This window comes from Clostridium algifaecis, from assembly GCF_017874415.1.
GTDB classification, from domain to species: Bacteria; Bacillota; Clostridia; order Clostridiales; family Clostridiaceae; genus Clostridium_B; species Clostridium_B algifaecis.
Window position 1 is genome coordinate 75903 of record NZ_JAGGLM010000005.1, and the last position, 23003, is coordinate 98905.

General features: G+C 30.8%; 16 protein-coding genes, 1 other RNA gene and 1 other annotated feature. Of the genes, 14 read left to right on the plus strand and 3 right to left on the minus strand.

What is annotated here, in order from left to right:
• Positions 1 to 28 precede the first annotated feature (28 nt).
• From J2Z42_RS05770 to J2Z42_RS05800, 7 genes are all read left to right on the plus strand, one after another.
• Entirely contained in the window at positions 29 to 2206 is a 2178-nt protein-coding gene (locus J2Z42_RS05770) for a RelA/SpoT family protein (RefSeq protein WP_209701699.1), read from the plus strand.
• Positions 2207 to 2217: 11 nt separating this feature from the next.
• Positions 2218 to 2667 carry a D-aminoacyl-tRNA deacylase gene (gene dtd / locus J2Z42_RS05775; protein ID WP_209701700.1) on the plus strand — a complete coding sequence of 150 codons (450 nt, stop codon included), beginning with the start codon at positions 2218 to 2220 and terminating at the stop codon, positions 2665 to 2667.
• Positions 2668 to 2694: 27 nt separating this feature from the next.
• Positions 2695 to 3297 (plus strand): MBL fold metallo-hydrolase, encoded by a 603-nt coding sequence (locus J2Z42_RS05780; RefSeq protein WP_209701701.1) that lies wholly within the window; start codon positions 2695 to 2697, stop codon positions 3295 to 3297.
• Between the two features lie 92 nt (positions 3298 to 3389).
• Complete coding sequence (gene hisS / locus J2Z42_RS05785) at positions 3390 to 4637, plus strand: histidine--tRNA ligase (RefSeq protein ID WP_209701702.1); 1248 nt, start codon at positions 3390 to 3392, stop codon at positions 4635 to 4637.
• A gap of 39 nt (positions 4638 to 4676) precedes the next feature.
• Complete coding sequence (gene aspS / locus J2Z42_RS05790) at positions 4677 to 6461, plus strand: aspartate--tRNA ligase (protein ID WP_209701703.1); 1785 nt, start codon at positions 4677 to 4679, stop codon at positions 6459 to 6461.
• A gap of 62 nt (positions 6462 to 6523) precedes the next feature.
• Positions 6524 to 6701: non-coding RNA, 6S RNA (gene ssrS / locus J2Z42_RS05795), on the plus strand.
• Positions 6702 to 6749: 48 nt separating this feature from the next.
• Positions 6750 to 7685: a DMT family transporter gene (locus tag J2Z42_RS05800; RefSeq protein ID WP_209701704.1), complete on the plus strand. Its 936-nt coding sequence runs from the start codon at positions 6750 to 6752 to the stop codon at positions 7683 to 7685.
• A gap of 73 nt (positions 7686 to 7758) precedes the next feature.
• On the opposite strand, the gene J2Z42_RS05805 is transcribed toward J2Z42_RS05800, so the two are convergent.
• Entirely contained in the window at positions 7759 to 8418 is a 660-nt protein-coding gene (locus J2Z42_RS05805) for a DUF6483 family protein (protein ID WP_209701705.1), read from the minus strand.
• 232 nt (positions 8419 to 8650) lie between these two features.
• Here J2Z42_RS05805 and trhA point away from each other — a divergent pair, with 232 nt between their 5' ends.
• From trhA to nadC, 4 genes are all read left to right on the plus strand, one after another.
• On the plus strand, positions 8651 to 9301 hold the full coding sequence (gene trhA, locus J2Z42_RS05810) for a PAQR family membrane homeostasis protein TrhA (protein WP_209701706.1): 651 nt from the start codon (positions 8651 to 8653) through the stop codon (positions 9299 to 9301).
• Between the two features lie 147 nt (positions 9302 to 9448).
• Positions 9449 to 10360 carry a quinolinate synthase NadA gene (gene nadA / locus J2Z42_RS05815; RefSeq protein ID WP_209701707.1) on the plus strand — a complete coding sequence of 304 codons (912 nt, stop codon included), beginning with the start codon at positions 9449 to 9451 and terminating at the stop codon, positions 10358 to 10360.
• Between the two features lie 21 nt (positions 10361 to 10381).
• Positions 10382 to 11953: an L-aspartate oxidase gene (locus J2Z42_RS05820; protein WP_209701708.1), complete on the plus strand. Its 1572-nt coding sequence runs from the start codon at positions 10382 to 10384 to the stop codon at positions 11951 to 11953.
• A gap of 16 nt (positions 11954 to 11969) precedes the next feature.
• Positions 11970 to 12800 carry a carboxylating nicotinate-nucleotide diphosphorylase gene (nadC, locus tag J2Z42_RS05825; RefSeq protein ID WP_209701709.1) on the plus strand — a complete coding sequence of 277 codons (831 nt, stop codon included), beginning with the start codon at positions 11970 to 11972 and terminating at the stop codon, positions 12798 to 12800.
• A 63-nt stretch (positions 12801 to 12863) separates the two neighbouring features.
• Here the strand turns inward: nadC and J2Z42_RS05830 are convergent, their stop codons facing one another.
• Positions 12864 to 14864: a methyl-accepting chemotaxis protein gene (locus tag J2Z42_RS05830; protein ID WP_209701710.1), complete on the minus strand. Its 2001-nt coding sequence runs from the start codon at positions 14862 to 14864 to the stop codon at positions 12864 to 12866.
• A gap of 150 nt (positions 14865 to 15014) precedes the next feature.
• A complete protein-coding gene (locus tag J2Z42_RS05835; RefSeq protein WP_209701711.1) occupies positions 15015 to 16403 on the minus strand; it encodes a sodium:solute symporter family protein in 1389 nt (462 codons plus the stop codon).
• A gap of 228 nt (positions 16404 to 16631) precedes the next feature.
• Positions 16632 to 16844 (minus strand) — a binding site (T-box leader).
• Between the two features lie 187 nt (positions 16845 to 17031).
• On the opposite strand from J2Z42_RS05835, the gene J2Z42_RS05840 reads away from it, so the two are divergent.
• From J2Z42_RS05840 to J2Z42_RS05850, 3 genes are all read left to right on the plus strand, one after another.
• Positions 17032 to 19536 (plus strand): MBL fold metallo-hydrolase, encoded by a 2505-nt coding sequence (locus J2Z42_RS05840; protein WP_209701712.1) that lies wholly within the window; start codon positions 17032 to 17034, stop codon positions 19534 to 19536.
• Positions 19537 to 19721: 185 nt separating this feature from the next.
• Entirely contained in the window at positions 19722 to 21707 is a 1986-nt protein-coding gene (tkt, locus tag J2Z42_RS05845) for a transketolase (protein ID WP_209701713.1), read from the plus strand.
• Between the two features lie 107 nt (positions 21708 to 21814).
• Positions 21815 to 22978, plus strand: coding sequence for an iron-containing alcohol dehydrogenase (locus tag J2Z42_RS05850; protein WP_209701714.1), 1164 nt, complete (start codon positions 21815 to 21817; stop codon positions 22976 to 22978).
• Positions 22979 to 23003 lie beyond the last annotated feature (25 nt).

Here is a 23003-nt window from a genome sequence, read left to right on the forward strand (position 1 = left end):
CCAGCCATTGATTTTAGGGAGTAAGAGTATGCTGGAAAAATTAATTGAAAAGATAGATAAGAGCTGTACAAATGTAAATAAAGAGATGATAAAAAAAGCATATTATTTTGCTGAAAATGCCCATAAAAAACAGAAAAGAAAATCAGGAGAACCGTATATAATACACCCTGTAGATGTAGCTTGTATACTTGCAGATATGGGCATGGACACTAATACTATAATAGCTGGACTTCTTCATGATGTTGTAGAAGATACAGAATATACCCATCAGGATATAGCAAAGGAATTTGGCAGTGAAGTAGCTAATTTAGTAGAAGGTGTAACTAAGCTTGGACGGCTAGAATATAAAAGCAAAGAAGAACAGCAGGCGGATAATGTCAGAAAAATGCTCCTTGCTATGGCAAAGGATATCAGGGTTATAATAATAAAATTAGCAGATAGACTTCATAATATGAGAACATTGAGATATATGTCTGTGGAAAAACAGAAGGAAAAATCTAAAGAAACTCTTGATATATATGCTCCCTTAGCACATAGGCTTGGAATGTCAAAGGTTAAATGGGAATTGGAAGATCTGGCACTTAGATATATAAACCCAAATGAATACTATTTTATAGTTAGAAAAATAGCGGAAAAAAGGGCGGAACGGGAAAAATACATAGAAAATATAATAAATCAATTAAAGAAAAGTCTTGATGATGCGAAAATAAGTTCAGATATAGAAGGAAGACCAAAACATTTCTACAGTATATATATAAAAATGGTAAAAAAGAATAAAACTATAGACCAGATATTTGACCTAACGGCAGTAAGGGTACTTGTAAATACAGTGAAGGATTGTTACGCAGCACTTGGAATAGCACATACTATGTATAAGCCGATACCAGGGAGATTTAAAGACTATATAGCAATGCCTAAACCTAATATGTATCAATCACTTCATTCAACTGTAATAGGACCTCAGGGGAAACCATTTGAAATTCAAATAAGAACTTTTGAAATGCACAGAACTGCTGAGTATGGTATAGCTGCACACTGGAAGTACAAAGAAGGTGTGGAAACTGAGGATACTATAGATAAAAAACTGACATGGATAAGAGAAATGCTTGAATGGCAGACTGAAACTTCTGATGCAGAAGAGTTTATGGAAGGCTTTAAAATAGATTTATTCTCGGATGAAGTATTTGTATTTACGCCTAAAGGCATAGTTATAAATTTACCTTATGGGGCTACACCAATAGATTTTGCCTATAAGATACATACGGATATAGGGAATAAATGCACAGGTGCCAAAGTAAGCGGGAAAATGGTTCCACTTGATTACAAACTTAAGACTGGAGAGATAGTTGAAATACTTGTATCGGGTAACTCAAAGGGTCCCAGTATAGATTGGTTAAATATTGTAAAGAGCAATCAGGCCAAGAGCAAAATAAAATCATGGTTCAAAAAAGCAAAGAAAGAAGAAAACATAATAAAAGGCAAGGAACTTTTGGAAAAAGAAACTAAAAAGCAGGGATATAATTTTGGAGAAGCACTAAAAAGTGAAGCAATAGGCACCATACTTAAAAAATATAAAATGAATTCCATGGATGATTTATATGCTGCAGTTGGAGTAGGTGCCCTAAATTTGTCTACTGTAGTATGCAGATTAAGAGAAGTTTACATCAAGGATTTGAAAAATGATGGAGATAATCTGGAAGCAGTACAGGATCAAATAAGTAAATCAAATAATAGATTAGGTAAAAGAAAAAATAAATCACCCGGCGTAATAGTAAAGGGTGAAAGCAATGTTCTTGTTAGATTTGCCAAATGCTGCAATCCTGTGCCAGGTGATGATATTATTGGGTACATAACTAAAGGAAGAGGTGTATCCATCCATAGAAGTGACTGTAAAAATATAGATTATTTATTGAAAAATAAAGAAAATCACGTAGTTGAAGTTGGTTGGGGAAAACCAAAGGGAGTAGAATATATTACTGAAATACAGCTTAAAGGAGAAGATAGGCCGGGACTTTTGAAAGATTCTATTGAGGTAATAAGTGATAGCAACACTTCACTTTATGCAATAGATGCAAAGCCTGTAAAAAATAGTATATGTATCATAAGAATGAAGCTTAAAATAACAGAAGTAAATGATCTTAGGGATGTCATGAAAAAGCTTAGAAGGATTAAAAATGTAACTGAAGTTTTTAGAACAAATAATTAGAGGTGTATTATATGAGAGCTGTAGTCCAAAGAGTTAAAAGCTCTAGCGTTAAAGTTGACGGCAATGTTATAGGAAAAATTGGTAAAGGATTGAATGTCCTTATAGGAATAACAAAGGATGATACAATTTCAGATATAACATATTTAAAAGACAAGATAATTAATCTTAGAATATTTGAAGATGAGAATGGAAAATTAAACAAATCACTTATGGATGTAGGAGGAGAACTTCTTTTGATATCTCAGTTTACTTTGTATGGAGACTGTAGAAAAGGCAGAAGACCTAGTTTTATACAAGCACTTTCAGGTGATGAGTCGGAGAAGTTATATAATGAATTTGTAGTACAGTGTAAGGTTTCAGTAAAAAAAGTCGAAACTGGAAAATTTGGAGCAGATATGCTTGTTTCTATAGAAAATGATGGACCTGTTACTATGCTTTTAGATAGTAAAAAGAACTTTTAAAAATTATTATTGAAGAGAGGTGCTGTTATGAAAATAAAGAGAATGCCAGTTGGCATGTATTTAGCTAATTGTTATATACTTTTAGATGAAGATTCAAATGAATGTGCAGTAATTGATCCAGGTGGTAATACAGAAATTATAAAAAGTGCTATGGATGATTTGAAAATTAATAAAGTAAAATACATATTGTTAACTCATGGTCATGCTGATCACACAGAATCAGTAGTGGATATAAAAAATTTGTACGGTGCAGAAGTATACATAAATGAACAGGATTATAATATGATGAAACGAAGATCTTATATGTATGGAAATGTTGATGAAGCCGTAGATAATTTCATAAATGATGGAGACGTATTTAATGTTGGAAAGCTTAAAGTGAAAGCACTATATACTCCAGGGCATACTCCAGGAGGAGTGAGCTTTTTAGTAGATGACATAGTTTTTACTGGAGATACTTTATTCTGTCAGAGTGTAGGAAGGACAGATATTGAAGGCGGAGATTTTGATACTATAATAAAAAGCATTAAAGAGAAATTAATGGTACTTCCAGAATATACAATAGTACTGCCAGGACATGGAGATAAGACATCTATTGAAAGGGAGAAAATTTCAAATCCATTTTTGTAAACTTGATATTTTGAATTTGAAAAAATAACAAATGGAATATATAATGGTTTTATGCTTAAAGTATTAAACTAAATGAGAGGAAGTAATTATTTATGGCTATTCAAGCACCTAAGGGTACTAAAGATGTACTACCTGATGAAATATATAAATGGCAATACTTAGAAAATAAATTTAGAAATATAGCGGCAGCTTATGGACATAGAGAAATAAGAACTCCTGTATTTGAACATACTGAGTTATTTCAAAGAGGAGTTGGAGAAACTACGGATGTAGTTCAGAAGGAAATGTATACATTCAAGGATAAGGCAGGAAGGAGCATTACATTAAAACCTGAGGGTACATCACCTGCTGTTAGGGCTTTTGTAGAGGGAAGCCTTTATAATGAAGTTCAGCCTACAAAATTATTTTATTTTACTCCAGCTCTTAGATATGAAAATGTTCAAAAAGGAAGATTAAGAGAACATCATCAATTTGGAATAGAGGCTTTTGGTTCAAAAGGACCATCAATTGATGCAGAGGTAATAAGTCTTGCTATGAGAGTTTACAGGGAATTGGGAGTTAATAACATAGAGCTCAACATAAATAGTATAGGATGTGAAAAGTGTAGAAAAAAATACAATGATGCACTTAAAAAGTACTTATTGGATAGATATGATGAACTCTGTGATACCTGCAAAACTAGATTTGAAAAAAATCCTTTAAGAATATTGGATTGCAAAATAGATGGAAAGAAAGATATAATTAAAAATGCACCAAAGATATTAGATTATTTGTGTGATGACTGCAGGGAGCATTTTGAAGGACTAAAAAAATATTTGACAGCTCTTGGAATAGAGTTTAAAGTCGACCCACTTATCGTAAGGGGATTAGATTATTATACTAAAACTGTATTTGAGATAATAAACAATGACATAACAATATGTGCAGGTGGAAGATATGACTATCTTATAGAGGAAGTAGGAGGACCATCTATTCCTGCTATGGGATTTGGAATGGGAATTGAAAGAACACTGCTTACACTTAAAGAAAATGGAATAGAGATACCAAAGAAGCCTTATATAGATTTATATATAGGTTCTATGGGCAATGATGCAAGAGTAGGATCATTAAAATTTGCAAACACACTTAGAGAAAAAAATTTGAGATGCGAATGTGATCATACAGATAGAAGTGTAAAAGCTGAGATGAAATATGCAAATAAAATTAGTGCTAGATTTACAGTAGTACTTGGAGAAAATGAATTACAAACTGGAAAAGCTAGATTTAAGAGAATGAGTGATGGCGAACAGTTTGAATTAAAGTTAGATGATTTAGATGAAATAGTCAATTTAATAAAATAATTACGAGACATAATATTTATAATGGGAGTTGAAAAAACAATGGGAGAATCTTTACAAGGACTAAAAAGAACTTCTATGTGTGGTGTGCTTAGAGAAACAAACATAGGACAGGAATTTACAGTAATGGGATGGGTTCAAAGAAAACGAAACCTCGGAGGACTTATATTTGTAGATTTGAGAGACAGAACAGGAATAATCCAGGCTGTATTTGGAGAAAAAATAAATGAAGAAGCTTTTAAAAAAGCTGATACGGTAAAATCAGAATATTGTATAGCAATAAAGGGAACGTTAGTCAAAAGACAGTCAGTAAATAATGAAATTCCAACAGGTCAGGTTGAATTAAAAGGTGAGTACATAAATATATTCTCAGAATCTGAAACACCACCTATATATATAAAAGAAAATTTGGATGCAGCTGAAAATATAAGATTAAAATATAGATATCTTGATTTAAGAAGACCGGATATGCAGAGAATATTTAAAATAAGGCATAAAACTGCAAAAGTAATAAGAGACTTTTTGGATAAAGAAGGCTTTTTAGAAATGGAAACACCTGTACTCACAAAAAGCACTCCAGAAGGTGCAAGGGATTATCTCGTACCTAGTAGAAATTATCCGGGAAAATTTTATGCGCTTCCACAATCACCACAGCTTTTTAAGCAGCTTCTAATGGTGTCTGGATATGATAGATATTTTCAAATTGCAAAATGTTTTAGGGATGAGGATTTGAGGGCCAATAGACAGCCTGAATTTACACAGGTGGATATGGAATTGTCTTTTGTAGAAGCAGAAGATATAATGTCATTGAATGAAAGGCTTATAAAAAAGGTATTTAAAGAAATAGCAGATGTGGATGTCAAACTTCCAATTGAGAGAATGCCATACAAAGTTGCTATGGAGAAATACGGAAGTGATAAACCTGATTTAAGATTTGGCATGGAAATAAATGATATAACAGATGAAGTACGTGATATGGACTTTAAAGTTTTTAAGAACGCTATTGATGCAGGCGGTTCTGTTAGGGCTATTAAAGTACCTGATTGTGCAACTATGGGAAGAAAACAGATAGATAAATTAGTTGAATTTGTAAAAGACTATGGTGCAAAAGGACTTGTATGGATACAAAATAGAGAAGATGGCATAAAATCTTCTATATCTAAATTTTTAAAACAGGAAACAATTGATAAAATATTTACAAAAATTAAAGCTGAAGTTGGAGATTTGATTTTAATAGCAGCTGATAAAAATAAAGTTGTATTTCAAAGCCTTGGTGCACTTAGAGTCCATATGGCTAAGGAAACAGGTATTCTTGAAAACAACCATGAGTTTAGATTTGTATGGATAACAGAATTCCCACTTTTATCCTATAATGAAGAAGAAGGAAGATTTGAAGCAGAACATCACCCATTTACTATGCCAATGGATGAAGATATACAATATCTAGAAAGTGATCCTGGCAGAGTTAGGGCAAAGGCTTATGATATAGTATTGAATGGTGAAGAGATGGGTGGAGGAAGTATAAGAATACATGATACTAAACTTCAGGAAAAAATGTTTGAAGTTTTAGGATTTACGGAAGAATCTGCATGGGAGAGATTCGGATTTTTGCTCCAGGCATTTAAATTTGGACCACCACCACACGGTGGACTCGCTTATGGATTTGACAGAATGGTAATGTTCTTAGCTGGAACAGATAACATAAAGGATGTAATTGCATTCCCTAAGAATCAAAATGCATTTTGTCCATTAACGGAAGCACCAAATGTTGTAGATGATATTCAATTAAAAGAACTCAGCATAGAAGTAAAAGAAAAAGACAAATAGTGAAATTTATCGTATTATTTTAGAATAAATCAAAAATTGTGTAGTATAATAAAGTTAAATAATAAGTTCTGCTGTGTACGTAAATTTAAGTTCATATTGACCCAACACATTTTGAAAGGGAACTTAAGCTCTTTTTGTGGAATGATTTCAAATAATTGATAACATGAAGCAATAAAGGCGGTGCCCACCTGTTTAGGAACGGGATCAAATAACTTAGGCTTACGGCATGGCGGACTTTGTATTTTTTTAGTATGCCCAGATTATTATTTTAAGGGAGATGTTGTACAATTGGGTTATGCATATATTATTTTGGCTGCCGTAATTTTCAGTACAATGGAAATTACAGGTAAATTAGCAGTGGGACTAAATCCTCTCCAATTAAATTTCCTTAGATTCCTAATAGGAGGATTAATTTTAATGCCATTTGCTGTAAAAGAACTGAAAAAGAAAGATGTTAAATTAAAAAAAGATGATATTTACTATTTTTTATGTACAGGACTTTTCTGTGTGGTTATAAGTATGTCACTTTTTCAACTTGCCATTGTTTATACAAAGGCATCAACAGTGGCCATAATTTTTAGCTCCAATCCTGTGTTTGTAATTTTATTTGCTTATCTTTTTTTACAGGAGAAATTGACAAGAAACACCATTATATCTATTTTACTAAGCTTGATAGGCATAGTTTTTATATTAAATCCTTTTGGGACAAGCGGGGATATGAAAGGTATAGTGCTTTCAATTCTTTCTGCAATAACTTTTTCAGTATATAGTGTTATGGGAAAGAAAAGATCTTCAAAGTATGGAAGTATAGCTTTAAATTGCATTACCTTCCTTGTTGGCGATGTTATTATGCTTGTAATTATATTAATATCAAAACTTTCCGCAATTAGAAGCATGATAAATCCAAAAGGCAGCTTTGAATTTATGTCAAATATACCAATTTTAGCTGGAATAAATCATTCAAATGTAGTTGCTTTAATCTATTTAGGAATTGTAGTAACAGGTTTCGGATATATGTTTTATTTTCTAGCTATGGATAAAACTTCAGCAGCCATGGCATCTGTAGTATTTTTTATCAAACCGGCACTTGCACCTATTCTTGCACTTATTATTTTAGGTGAGCAAATACCACTTAATACGGTTGCAGGAATATGCTTAATGCTTATTGGTTCTTATTTTTCACTTACAGCTAAGAGTAAATCTTATAGTAAGCAGGTAGAATAGTAAAATAATTGTGGCAGTATACGAGTTGATGATTATATAAATATCAGCTGATATACTGTCATTTAATTTCTAGCTATAGTCTTGACTTTAATTCATTTATAGATTCTTTAATTTCAGATTTTGTAATTCCGCCAGATTCCAAAATTGAATTCTCTTTTAGTAAAATCTTATTATAAAAATCCAATGAATCTTTTATTAAATTTTCATTATAATCATTTTGTTCTAATATATCATATACTACATTATCAGCATTGCTGTATTTATTTGAAATTACATAATAGTCCCTTATTTTAGTCTCAAGAGAAACTGGAAGTTTGTATTCATAAACGTTATCTATTATAGGTTGTATATCATCAAAATATTTATCTAGGGTACAAGTGCTATTTTCATCCATATAGGCATATAAAAATATATCTAAGGATTTTTGATTTATGTAAAAGGCCTCATCAAGTTTATTTTGTGCTTCTAGTATAATAGCTTCTTCCTCCAGTAGTTTTGCCATCATTACGCACTTGTCAATGCTTATTCCTCCTTTTGTACTGGCCATATCTATAAGATTTTTAGTGGAAAATGAACTAAAAAATTTTCCATCAAGTTTGAATATGTCTTTAAAAGCTGTATCTATTAAATTTAAAGCTTCATTATAATTTTTATTATTTTTCTCTTTGTCCAATTCGTTTAAATAGTTAATGAAGTTTTGTGCTAGTTCATTTGTAATACTTCTTTTTAACATCTTATTACCTCATTCCATTGAAAATTATTCAATATTTATTATACAATACATTTTAAATAAAAAATATAAATATTTAGTATATGAAATATGAAATATTGAACATAATATTTATATATAAATTTAATATAAATATTGAACACTTGTATATATTGTGATATTATAATAAATATAACACATAGTTTTTAAAACTATGTGTTGAAATATAATCAAATTATTTCAGGAAGTGATTTGTTTGGAAGGGAATCTAAAATTTTACACACGAAAAGAAGAAATTGCAAATGTTATAACTCATGGAATTGGGGCGCTTCTATCAATTGCAGCATTAGTACTTTTAATTGTATTTGCAGAAGAAAAAGGGGATAAGTGGTATGTTATAAGTTATACTATTTATGGAATTTCACTCTTTATGCTTTATCTGGAATCTACTCTGTATCATAGTATAACCAATATGAGAGTGAAAAAGCTATTTAGAATATTTGACCATTCTTCAATTTATCTTCTTATAGCAGGTACATATACTCCATTTACATTGACAGTATTAAGACCTACAATAGGATGGCTGATATTTGGAATAATATGGGGCCTGGCTCTTGTCGGCATAATAATGAAAGTGTTCTGGATAGGAAAATTTAATGTGCTTTCTACAATGATATATATTGGAATGGGATGGATTATAGTTTTTGCTATGAAAACTCTTGTTCAGCTGCTTCCAACATCAGGGATAGTACTATTATTTGCAGGTGGAATTATTTACACATTAGGTGCAGTTCTATATCTGTTTGATAAGATACCATATAATCATGCAATATGGCATTTGTTTGTAATTGGGGGAAGTGCATGCCACTTTTTATGTATACTTCTGTATCTTTTTCCACGTGGATAATTTTAAAATATATAAATAATGAAAATAAAGACGTTACTACATGAAATCCATTCTGTAGTAACGTTTTTGTATATTGTTAAAAAATAAAAAATAGTATATACTTGTGTATATACATTAATCAAAAAATATTGTTTTAGGGGTGTAAAAATGGACAAGTCATCTTTAATAAATGAAATAAATAAATTGAAAATAAAAAGGGATGCCTGCATATTGGCACATAATTATCAGGTACCCGAAGTTCAAGATATAGCTGATATTGTAGGAGATTCTTTTGCACTTAGCAAGGCTGCAGCAAAAATAAATAAAAAAGTACTTGTTTTCTGTGGAGTAAGATTTATGGCAGAGAGTGCAAAAATTCTATCACCTGACAAGGTGGTTTTACTTCCTTCAAAATCTGCAGGATGTCCCCTTGCAGATGCAATAACCAGAGAACAGCTGCAAGTTGAGAAAAATAAATATCCATATGCAAAGGTTGTGTGCTATGTTAACTCATCAGCCGGGGTTAAAGCTATAAGTGATATATGTTGTACATCGTCAAATGCAGTTAAAGTTGTGGAAAATATAAGTTCTAAAGAAATAATATTTGTACCTGATCAAAATCTTGCAGGTTATGTAGCAGAAAAAGTTCCGGAAAAGAAGATAATTTCATGGCCGGGTAATTGTATTACACATGCTAGGATAACTGTGGAAGATGTTTTTAGAGCAAAAGAGGAACATACAGATGCTGAGTTTCTTGTACACCCTGAAGTTTCAGCAGATATAAGAGAAAGTGCAGATTTTGTGGGAAGTACTGCACAGATAATTGACCATGCGGACAAATCAGATAAAATGAAATTTATAATAGGTACTGAAATTGGGGTTCTCCATAAAATGAAAAAAGATAATCCACAAAAGAAATTTTATCTGCTAAGTCCCAGGCTCGTATGTGAAAACATGAAAATGACGTCACTTGAGGATGTCTATAATTCTCTTTTGAATATGGAAAATGAAATATTTATCTCAGAAGATATTAGGATAAATGCACTTGAGTCTATGAAGAAAATGTTATGTTTTGAATAAATTAAGGCAGGGTGATATGAATTGAAAAGATATTTAGCTTATTATAATGAAAATCATTGTGAAAATAGAAATTATGATGTAGTTATAGTTGGAGCTGGAATAGGTGGCCTTTATACATCATTAATGCTGCCTAAAAACTTAAAAATAGCTGTTTTAAGTAAAAAGGACATATATGATTCGGATTCATGTATGGCTCAGGGAGGGATTGCAGCTAGCATACAAGATGATAACAGGAAGCTCCATGTTGAAGATACTATAAATGCAGGTTGTTATGTTAATAATTTAGAAGCTGTAAATACGCTTGTGGATGAGTCTGAAGAAGCAATAGAAAGTTTAATAAAATTAGGTGTTAATTTTGACAGGGATTTAAAAGGCAATTTTTATAGATCTTTTGAGGGAAATCATTCTATTCCAAGAATTCTTCATGTAAATGGTGATTCTACTGGTAAAGGAATAATGGATGCACTTATAAAAGAAGTTAAAAATGCTCCTAACATAGAAGTAATACCGAATGTTTTTGCACTGGATATTATTGAAGAGGACAATAAATGCAACGGAATAGTGGCATATTATAAAGATAAATTTGTATATTTCAAATCAAGGCAGTGTGTAATGGCGTCAGGTGGAATTGGGCAACTTTTTTCAAAAACAACAAATGCTGACATTCTTACAGGAGACGGAATTGCCATGGCAATTAGAGCAAATGTAGAATTGGATAATATGGAGTACATTCAATTTCATCCTACAGCTTTTTATTCACAAGATTTTGATAATAAACTATTTTTAATATCAGAGGCAGTAAGAGGAGAAGGGGCAATGCTAAGAAATTCATCAGGGAAAAGATTTATGAAAAAATATGATAATAGGATGGAATTAGCTCCGAGAGACATTGTAGCAAGAGCTATAAGTCACGAGATTGATAAAAGTAATTCAAATTGTGTTTATTTAGATGCAACTATGTATAATAGAGATTTCCTCAAGAATAGATTTAATAAAATTTATTCTGAATGTAAAAATAATGGTCTTCAAATAGAAAAGGATTATATTCCTGTAATTCCTGCCGAACATTATTTCATGGGTGGAATTAAAGTAGATTTGTATAGTAGAACTAATATGACAAATCTTTATGCTGTAGGAGAATGTGCCTGTACTGGAGTACATGGAGCAAACAGGCTGGCTAGCAATTCTCTCATAGAGGCAGTAGTTTTTGGAAAGAGAGCAGCCGGGGATATTTCAAAAAGAATTAATTATGATTTTGAAGATAATATAAGCACTATAAATACAAGAAATAATCCGCCTAATAAAGGCAGACAGGAATTTGATGTTGATTTTTTAAAACTCAGAATAGATTTGAAAAAATTAATGGATAGCAGTGTAGGCATAATTAGAAATATAGATAAACTTCAAAATGCATTGAATTTTGTAGATGAAGTTTTATTTAAAATTGAAAACTTAAAGTTTAATAGTGTACTTGATGCGGAAGTTTATAATATGTATCTGGTAGCAAGAAGTATTATTGAATCTATTTTAAATACAAAGGATTCCATAGGAAGCAATTATGTTGAAGAATATTCAAGACATAGTGTAGTTTGATGTGAGGTGATTTTATTTGAATTATTTAATAGTAGATAAACTTATTAAAGATGCTCTTATAGAAGATGTAAATTATGGGGATGTTACTACAGATAATTTACTTTCTGAAAGTGAAATGTCAAATGGAAAATTTATTGCAAAAGAGTACGGTGTTATTGCGGGAATTGACGTGTTAAAGAGAGTGTTTGAAATTGTAGACAGTGATATAAAGTTTAAAAGTGAATTAAAAGATGGTTGTGAAGTTCAGAAAGGTAGTATTATTGGAGAAATAGATGGCAGCTCTAAATCAATACTTAAGGGTGAGAGGGCAGCTCTAAACATAACTCAGAGAATGTCTGGTATTGCAACTAAAACACATGAAATAGTCAATTTAGTAAAAGATTATGATGTGAAAATAGTAGATACAAGAAAAACACTTCCTGGATTTAGAATTTTAGATAAGTATTCTGTAACTGTAGGCGGTGGATATAATCATAGAATGAATTTATCTGATTTTGCGATGATTAAGGATAATCATATAAAGGCAGTAGGATCTATAAAAGAAGCTGTTAAAAGAATAAAAAGCAAACTTTCTTTTACTACTAAAATTGAAGTGGAAGTAGAAAACCTGGAACAGCTTAAAGAAGCAATGTCTGCGGAAGTTGATGTTATTATGCTTGATAACATGGATATTCATACTATGGAGAAAGCTGTTAAAATGGTTAATAAAAAATTTATTTTAGAGGCATCTGGAAATGTTACAGAGAACAATATAAAAAATATTGCAGCTACTGGAGTAGACATAATATCAATAGGTGCTCTTACTCATTCTGTAAAAGCATTGGATATAAGCTTGAAATTTGTATAAATAATAGAATTATATAATAAAAATAGTAGATTGTTTTTATATGCAATCTACTATTTTTTACATTTACAAATTAAACTTATTTACTATTTTGTTCAAATCAGAAGAAATGACTTTAAGCTTTTTCATACGATCAGTTATATTTTCTACAGAGTTATTTTGTTCTTCGACAGAAGCAGCTAATTCCTCATTCCCGGCGGAAGCTTCCTGTGAGATAGAAGATATAGTTTCTATGGATTCTATAACGGAATTTTTATTTGAGTTCACTTCGTTAATCTTTGGAACGAGATTTTCTATATTAGAAAGCATTTTATTTACAGCCTTTTCTATCATACTAAAAGATTCGTTTGACTTTATTATGCTCTCATTAGCTTCATGATTTGTTTTATCGGCAGCATCTGAATTTAATTTACCAAGTTCTATTTCTTTTTGTATTTCATCTAACACATTTGAAATTTTGTTTACAGCTGCGGTAGTTTGATCCGATAATACTCTAACTTCATTTGCAACAACAGAAAAGCCTTTTCCTGCTTCTCCAGCGCTTGCAGCTTCAATAGCAGCATTTAATGCAAGTAAATTAGTTTGTTCTGCAACTGACTCTATAGTATTTACTATATCACTTATTGAACCTGAATTCTTTGATAGATTTTCAATACTCGATGACAATTTATTACAAGCATTGCTATTGTCTTTTAATTTTGTATTCAGTAATTGTATTGATTTTATACCATTTGAATTAACATCTTTTGTATTGTAAGAGTAATTTTTAATACTTTCAGCCATAATTGAAATTTCATTTATTTGAGAAGACAGCTCATTTAATTTCTCCAATCCATTTTGAGATTCATTTGCTTGACTTATAGAGCCTTCTGCCATTTGCTCTGTAGTCTTTGATACTTCATATATGGATTTTGATGTTTCATTTAGCGATTTGGATATACTTGCTGAATGATTAAGTACATCAGAGGAAATAGATTGTATATCCTTTATTATTTCAATTAATGTATTAGAAAGTTCGCTTATGTCTTTTCCGATGGCTCCAACTTCATCATTATTTTTAATTACAGAATTTAATTTTTGACTATTGTAATTAAAATTTAGTTCTTTTAAATTTGATATAATATCTCTTATGTCTTTTATAGGATCAGATATAGTTCTGGCAATTTTAAGAGAAATTAATATGGCAATAATTATACATACAGCAAGAATTATGAGATTTAATACTATAAGTGAATTAAGGTCTTTGGTAAATTCATTTTTAGAAACTGAAAAGCCTACAATCCAGTTTGTTAATTTTACTTTACAAGGGAAAAAATATTTATCTTTTTCATCATAATCATTTAGGCTAATCAAATTATTATTTATAGACGTAATTGATTTATATTTTCCACCCATGAAATTATTTAAATTTTTTAGCTTGTCGCCAAGAGGCTTTAAGGATTTATTTGGATGAACAAGTACATTACCCTTGTCATCTACTAAATAACCGTAGCTATCACTTGATGGCTTTTCTTTTTCAATGGCATCTGTTATGGAATTCATTTTTATATCTTCAGATATTACTCCTATGAATTTGCCATTTTTATATATAGGCATTGATATTGATACTACCATTTTTTTAGTTACTAGATCATAATATGGAACATATACTAAACTGTTTTTTTCAACTGCATTTTTATACCAATCCCTTTTAGTAGTTTCATACCCGGATGGTGGTGTCCATCCAGAGCCATCTAAAATAGTATTATCAGGAAGGCCCATGTATAAATCGGAAATATTCGTATTTGAGCTAAGTTCTTGTTTAAAATAAGTGAGAGATTTATTATTATCACCTATAATATTATTAGCTTCCATATTATTTATAATTCCATTAAATATAGTGGTCTGATTATTAATCCAACCATTTATAATTTCTGAGTATTTTTGTGATTCCAACTCCATTTTACTACTATATTGATTCATAAGAATATTTTTTGATAAAAAATAACTGCCGCAGGATGAAAATAGTAATAAAATTAAAGTTAAAGATAATACTGAAATAATAATTCTATTCTTGATGCTTTTCATGATATCACCTTGTCTCTCTCTAAAATATAAAGTAGATTTTAAATATATAATTAAAATTATTAATAATTACACCTCTATTTTAACATATTATCGTATTTTTAACATAAAAAATAATACATTTTTAAAAAATGTATTATTCTGTAATCTAATTTATATTGTAATATATTTTTTATCAATTATTGAAATTAATAAAAATGTTATGAGACATACAAGCCACTCCATAAATATTACATGGGGAAATATTCTGAATGAAGGTACTATCTCCCACATAAATAAAACTATTATTCCGGCTAAAGTAGTATAGAATGCCGAACTTTTTCTACATAATTTAGGAAGAAATATTGTAAATAAAAATACAATAGTAAATGCGGTAGAGAGACTTAAACCTATTGATATAGTTTTTAGAATTCCTGACATTGATAAGGCAAGAATAAAAGTCAATATACCAAGTAAAATTACAACTGCTTTATTTATTATAAGAAGTTTTTTATCTTTTATTGTTGAATCTATAAATCTTTTATATATATCATTTGTAAATAATGTAGATGCTCCTAAAAGTAAATTGCAGGCAGTTGATACATCTGCGGCCCAAAGTGCAGCAAGTGTTATTCCTGCAACTACAGGATTAAGAGATAGTATCATCTTAGGCAATGCTAAAGTGGCACTTACATTTGGAAATGACACTTTGGCAGTTATTCCAATTATCGCACATAAAAATCCTATTGGAATCATCAGCAATCCAGCAATTACAAAACTTCTTTTGGCAACTTTAGGACTCTTAGATGCAAATGCAAGTTGTACAGGACCTTGCATTGACATAACTTGTGTAGTCATAACCAGCATCCAGCTTAAAATCACCCATATTCCAACACCCTTTATCGGACTGAAATAAGGTATATTTTGTGGAAGATGTATTTTTACATTTTGAATTCCGCCGCTTTTGATTACAGCCATTATGGTACATAATATTATTCCGGTATATTTTAAAGGGACATTGAATAAATTTGATAAACCTGAAGACCACATTCCACCTATAAAAGTTATACTTACGAATACGCAGGCACTTACAATCATACCTGTTTTTATTGTAAATATTTCAGGTAAAAGAGATGAAAGCATTGCACCACCTGCAATATATTGCAATGAAACTATTACAATTAAAATAATTATTTGACATACTACACAGATAATTCTACCTTTTTCGTCGTAGAATTTACCAAATAGCTCAGGAACTGTAGATACATTAAATTGTCTATATTTACTAGCGGTTACAAGTCCCATAATTATAGCAGAAATACCCCAGGCAACATTGTACCAGCCTGCTGAAAGACCTAAATCATAGGCTTGTTCTGCAACTCCTATAGTCGAAGCACCGCCTATAGCAAGTCCTATTAGTGAGCAGGTTACAAGAGGGGTGGTAAGTTGTCTTCCAGCTAAAGTGTAGCTTTCGCCGCCTTCTTTAGCTTTTTTACTTGCAAAAAAACTTATTACAAAAAGCATAGATATATAAATTATGATTATTATTAAAGATATATTCATTTCTGATATCCTCCATTCATTTTAGTTGATAGTTAATAATTAATAGTTCATGATATTTTACACTTTACACAATTACAGTGTATAGTGTAAAAGTAAGAGATTATAAAATTACATAAAAAAAACGCCCCTGAAAAGGGACGAAATGCTCGTGGTACCACCCTAATTTAAACAACGATTGTTTCCTGAAATTATTAAAATTAAAATTAAAAATAAAAAAAGCACCTATATTTAAGGGACGACTTAATGTCGTGGTACCACCCTATTTCAGAAACCAATATTGTTCATCTCTTATCCGTAACGTGGATTAATCGGCTCAGCCTACTTTAAAAATTTCAACCTGCGATTCAGGAATGTATTTCATAAAGTATATCAAATAGTTTACACCATGCACTATCTCTCTTTGTGATTTACTTAATTACTTATTTCCATCTTTACCTTTAATATAAAGATCATTATAATTTAAAATTTTAATAAATACAAAGTATAAAATTGCAGTTATACAGTAAATAAAGTGTATTTACTGCGCTTAGCTTGATATATTAATATATTACTGCTTATTTTATTAATGTATGCTATAATGTAAAAATATAGTTAATAATAATGTAATTTGGACAGAAGGTGGCATTAATTGAAAGTTTCTTTTTTGGGAGGAGCCTTAGAAGTAGGTGGAAGTTGTATACTTTTAAAGGTTGATAATAAAAATCTACTTTTAGATTGCGGAATAAGACAGAGTTCTTCAAAAGATCCTATTCCAGATTTTAAAATTATTCAAGAAAATGGTGGAGTAGATGCTATAATTATAAGTCATGCCCATATGGATCATATAGGGTGTCTCCCTATAATAAGCAAAGAATATCCTATGGCAAGAATATATACTAATGTAATGACAAAGGACTTAATGAGAGTACTTCTCTATGATAGTTTGAAAATAATGAATAATAGAGAAGCTGAAATACCTCTTTATGCAGAAAAAGATGTAATAGCAATGTTAACACGTGTATTCCCTATAAATTACATGGTGGAGTTTCCTATATTTGAAGATATAAAAATATGTTTTTACATGGCAGGTCATATAGCAGGTGCTTCATGTGTATATATAAAATCACCTGAAGGGTCTGTATTTTATTCTGGAGATTTTTCTGTATTTTCACAGAAGACTGTTGAAGGGTTAAAGTTGCCTAAATTAAGACCGGATATTGGTATATTTGAAACTACATATGGCGATAGACTTCATTCAAATAGAGAAGTTGAAGAACAAAAATTAATTGAAATTATAAGAGATTGTATTGAAAACAAAGGAAAAATGTTAATACCTGCATTTGCCCTTGGAAGGGCACAAGAAGTAATACTTATAATGAAAAAGGCCATTAATAAAGGAATTATTAAGAATATAAAAATATATGTTGATGGTATGATAAGGGACATAAACAGAGTGTATAAGCTAAATCCACTTTATCTTAAGAATTCTCTCGGGAAAAAAATATTAAGAGGAATAGAACCATTCTATGATGATAATATAACAGCGGTGAAGGACAAAAAAGTTAGAGAAGATATACTGGAGAGCGAAGAAAGCTGCATTATAATTTCGAGCTCGGGAATGCTTACTGGTGGTTTTAGTCAGTATTATGCAGAAAAAATAGCTCCAATGGAAAATTCATATATAGTTATAACAGGCTATCAGGATGAAGAATCACCTGGCAGAAAACTTTTGAACTTACTTGACGAAGATGAGAAAGACAAAAAAATAGAATTAAATGGAAGAACAATTCCAGTAAAATGCAGGGTGGAAAGAGTTGGACTTTCAGCTCATAGTGACAAAGAGGAGATAAAGTCTGTTATAAAGATGCTGAGTCCGAGAAATATATTTATGGTACATGGAAATGAGGAAGTAATTAAAAAATTCTCAAGGGAAATTTCATATGATGTAAGGGCAAGGATATATTCTCCTGGTTGTGGTGAAAGCTATAGTATATATATAAATAATCCAAGAAAACAGTTGAATAGAAATATATATAAGTGTCTATTCAAAAAAGAAGAATTAAATAAAGAAAATTTGAAAGAACTCTGGAAATTTGTAAATATTAATTATAATCAGAGATTTTTTACTGTAGAAGAACTTATATATATATGGAATGGAGTGTGGAATGGAGATAAAAATTCGAATTATATACTTGACTTTGAAAAAAATATACTAAATTCCATTTATTTTGAAAACAATACTAAGAGACTTTTTTTATTTAAAGCAAAATCCAGCGAAGAAGTAGAGAAAGAATTGAAACCAAGAGAGTTAAAACCAAATGAATTGAATGATTTTATAAATAAATATTTTGGAGAATTCAAATTCAAGAAGGCCAGTCTCATTTATGAAGAAAAAAAAGTAATTTTAAGCTTTAATTTTCCATCTATAGTAGATAATAAAATATATGATGTAATTAAAAATTTTAAAAGTGATACTAAATGGAATGTAGAAATTTCAGATTCTGTAAATATAAATGAATGTTCCAGAATTATAAAAGAAATTATGAATGGTGCTGATATTAAAAAAATTTCCTATAGATTGGACAAAAATGAAGTTGAAGTTAGCTTGGATTCAAAAACTGATGTAAATGATGAAATTATGAAAAAATTTATTAATAGTACAGGTATGAAGCTTTTTATTAAATTTTCAGGTAACGGTATAAATAATGATGAATTAACTCATATTATAGAAAGTGATAATTCAAATATTATGGAACAAAATAAAGCTTTGGATCTAATTGATGATGAATTTAAATATATGGACTTTAAGCCTTATAAAAAAAGTATAAAATCTTATGCTAATGGAAAATACATAGAGCTTAGTTTTATAACTCCTGTAATTGGACAAAAATATGAAAAAAATATAGAGCATATTTCAAAAAAAACAGGGTGGAATATAAAAATATCGGATAGCGTAAATCAAAATGAAATAATAAATATGGCAATTTTGCTGTGTAATTTAGAAAATATAAAGCTTAAAAAAAATCCTTCTTTTAATAGAAATGATTTAACATTATTATTGAAGCTTGAAAAATCTGAAGAAATAACAAAGATGGATAATATAAAGCATAAATTTGAACAAAATACAGGCTGCAGTCTCATATTCAAGTCATAGTTATATTTTAGTATTTTCCTGTACGATTTATATAAATAAAAAGTTATTTAATTGTATGCTGAAAATTGTGTATTGAATATAATACAAAACTTTTGTACAATATAGTAGATATCTTAAGTAAGAGTTTACATCACGTTGTTAAAAGTGTATTGATAGTTTTAAACAAAAAGAGGAGTGAAAGGTATATGAAAAATTTGGATAATTTAGTTGTAAATAATATAAGAATACTTTCAGCAGAAATGGTAGAAAAAGCCAAATCGGGACACCCGGGACTTCCAATGGGTGCTGCTCCGGAAGCATATGCAATTTGGGCTAAAAATATGAAACACAATCCTAAAGATCCAAAATGGCTAGGCAGAGACAGATTTGTACTTTCAGCCGGTCATGGTTCTGCTATGCTCTATTCCCTGCTTCACTTATTTAACTATGGTTTAACTGCGGAGGATTTAAAGAATTTCCGTCAATGGCAAAGCAAAACACCTGGTCATCCAGAGTATGGTCATACAACAGGTGTTGAAACTACTACAGGACCACTTGGACAAGGAGTGGCAAACGCTGTTGGAATGGCTGCTGCTGAAGAGTTTATGGCAGCTAAATTTAACAAACCGGGATTTAATATAATAGATAATTATACGTTTGTTTTAACAGGTGATGGCTGCTTGATGGAAGGTATAGCATTAGAGGCAATATCACTTGCAGGGAAATTAGGACTTGGAAAACTTATACTTGTGTATGATTGTAATGATATAACTATAGAGGGAAGTACAGATATTGCATTTACAGAGAATATTCCAAAAAAATTTGAAGCGTGTGGATGGCAGACAATTAAAGTTGAAGAAGGAAATAATGTAGATAAAATAGATGAAGCTATAAAGAAAGCTAAAGCTGAAAAGAATAAACCAAGTCTTGTTATGGTAAAGACTTTAATAGGATATGGAGCTCCAAACAAACAGGGCAAGGCATCAGCTCATGGTTCACCACTTGGAGAAGAAGAATTAAAGGCTACAAAGAAATTTTTAGGATGGAATTATGACAAAGATTTTTATGTACCGGATGAAGTAAGAAATTATTTAGATAATAGAATAGAGGAATTAGCCGGCGAAGAAGATGCGTGGAAAAAATTAAAAGCAGAATACGATAAAAAATATCCAGAGCTTTCCAAAGAACTTGAGATGTGGTTAAGTGGAAAAGTTTCAGTTGATTTGGATACTAAAAAGGATTTGTGGGATTTTGACGGACCAATGGCTACAAGGGCATCTTCAGGTAAACTTTTAAATAAACTTGATAAACTGGTTCCTAATTTAGTAGGTGGTTCAGCAGATCTTGCTCCATCAAACAAAACTTATTTAGATGGAGAAGGAGACTTTTCAGCAAAGGATAGATCGGGAAGAAATTTCCATTTTGGAATAAGAGAACATGCTATGGCAGCTATGGCAAATGGAATGACACTTTACGGAGGACTCAAAGTATATGTAGGTACCTTCTTTGTATTTTCAGATTATATGAAAGGTGCTATTAGATTATCAGCACTTATGAAACTTCCTGTTACATACGTACTTACACATGATAGTATAGGTGTAGGTGAAGACGGACCAACTCATGAACCAGTTGAACAGCTTGCAGCACTTAGAAGTATTCCTAATATGACAGTGTTTAGACCAGCAGATTCAAAAGAAACAGCAGCAGCGTGGGATTATGCACTTACCAAGGCTCAAGGACCAACTTGCCTTGTACTTACAAGACAGAATCTTCCACTTTACAATGAGACAGGTATTGATGCTCTTAAAGGTGCATATATACTAAAAGATTCAAAAAAACCAGTTCCAGATATAATACTTATGGCTACAGGTTCAGAAGTAGAACTTGTTTATAAGGCAGCAGATGAACTTGCTAAAAAGAATATAGATGCAAGAGTAGTAAGTATGCCTTCATTTGAATTATTTGAGAAGCAGAGTGAAGAATATAAGGAAAAAATTCTTCCAAAACAGGTAAGAAAGAGAGTTGCAGTTGAAGCAGCAGTATCGTTTGGATGGCACAAGTATGTAGGTCTAGATGGAGCAGTTATATCAATTGATCATTTTGGAGCATCTGCACCAGCTAAAGTATTATTTAAAGAATTTGGATTCACAGTAGAAAATGTAGTAAATAAAGCACTGGAAATTTTAAAATAGATATATTGAGTTACAATCAAGATTCATAGTAACCATAAGTATTTGCACTTATGGTTACTTCTGCATATTAAATAGGTATGAATATATTTTTAGGGAGATGTTTAAAGTTGTTTAATTTCGATTACTCAATTCCAACCCAGGTTTTTTTTGGAAAAGACCAGATAAGCGTTTTAGGAAAACAGATAAAAAGATATGGTTCTAAAGTGCTTATTGTTTATGGTGGAGGAAGCATAAAGAAAAATGGAATATACGATAAAGCCGTTAAAATTTTAAAGGAAAATAAGATAAGATTCTGGGAATTATCAGGTGTAGATCCAAATCCAAGAATATCAAGTGTAAGATGTGGTATTCACATTTGCAGGGAAAATAGACTGGACTTTATACTTGCCATTGGTGGTGGGAGCGTAATTGACTGTTCAAAAGCAATAGCTGCAGGATTTTACTATGGAGGAGATCCATGGGATATTGTAGTTGATTCATCTAAAATAAAAAAAGCACTTCCTATTGCAAGTATACTGACATTAGCAGCTACAGGTTCTGAAATGGATAAATTTGCAGTAATTACAAATGAAGAAACAAAAGAAAAGCTTGGAACAGGAAGCAAATGCTTGATTCCTGTATTTTCTATATTAGATCCATCATATACATTTACAGTACCTAAAGGCCAAACGGCTGCTGGAACAGCTGATATAATGAGCCATATACTTGAAAATTATTTTAATAATACTAAAGGAGCATTCATTCAAAATAGAATGGCGGAAGCCCTATTAAAGACATGTATAAAATATGGCCCTATAGCTATTGGAGAACCAGATAACTATGATGCAAGGGCAAATTTGATGTGGACTTCAAGTCTTGCTATTAACGGACTTATTGAATATGGAAAAAAGAAAGGATGGTCTGTACATGGCATGGAGCACGAATTAAGTGCATTTTATGATATTACTCATGGAGTAGGGCTTGCCATACTTACACCTAACTGGATGGAATATGTTCTTGACGAGAATACAGTTAATAATTTTGCGGAATATGGAGTTAATGTGTGGGATATTGATAAAGGCAAGGATAAATTTCATATAGCGCATGAAGCTATAGATAAAACTAAAGAATTTTTCAAACTTTTAGGACTTCCATCTAAACTCAGTGAGTTGAATATTGGAGATGAAAATTTTGAAAAGATGGCAGAAGGTGCAACAAGACATGGAAAACTGGGAGAATTCAAACCACTTTCTAAAGAAGATGTAGTAAATATATATAAAGCATCATTATAGTTTTTGCCCCTTGCTAGTGTAAGTA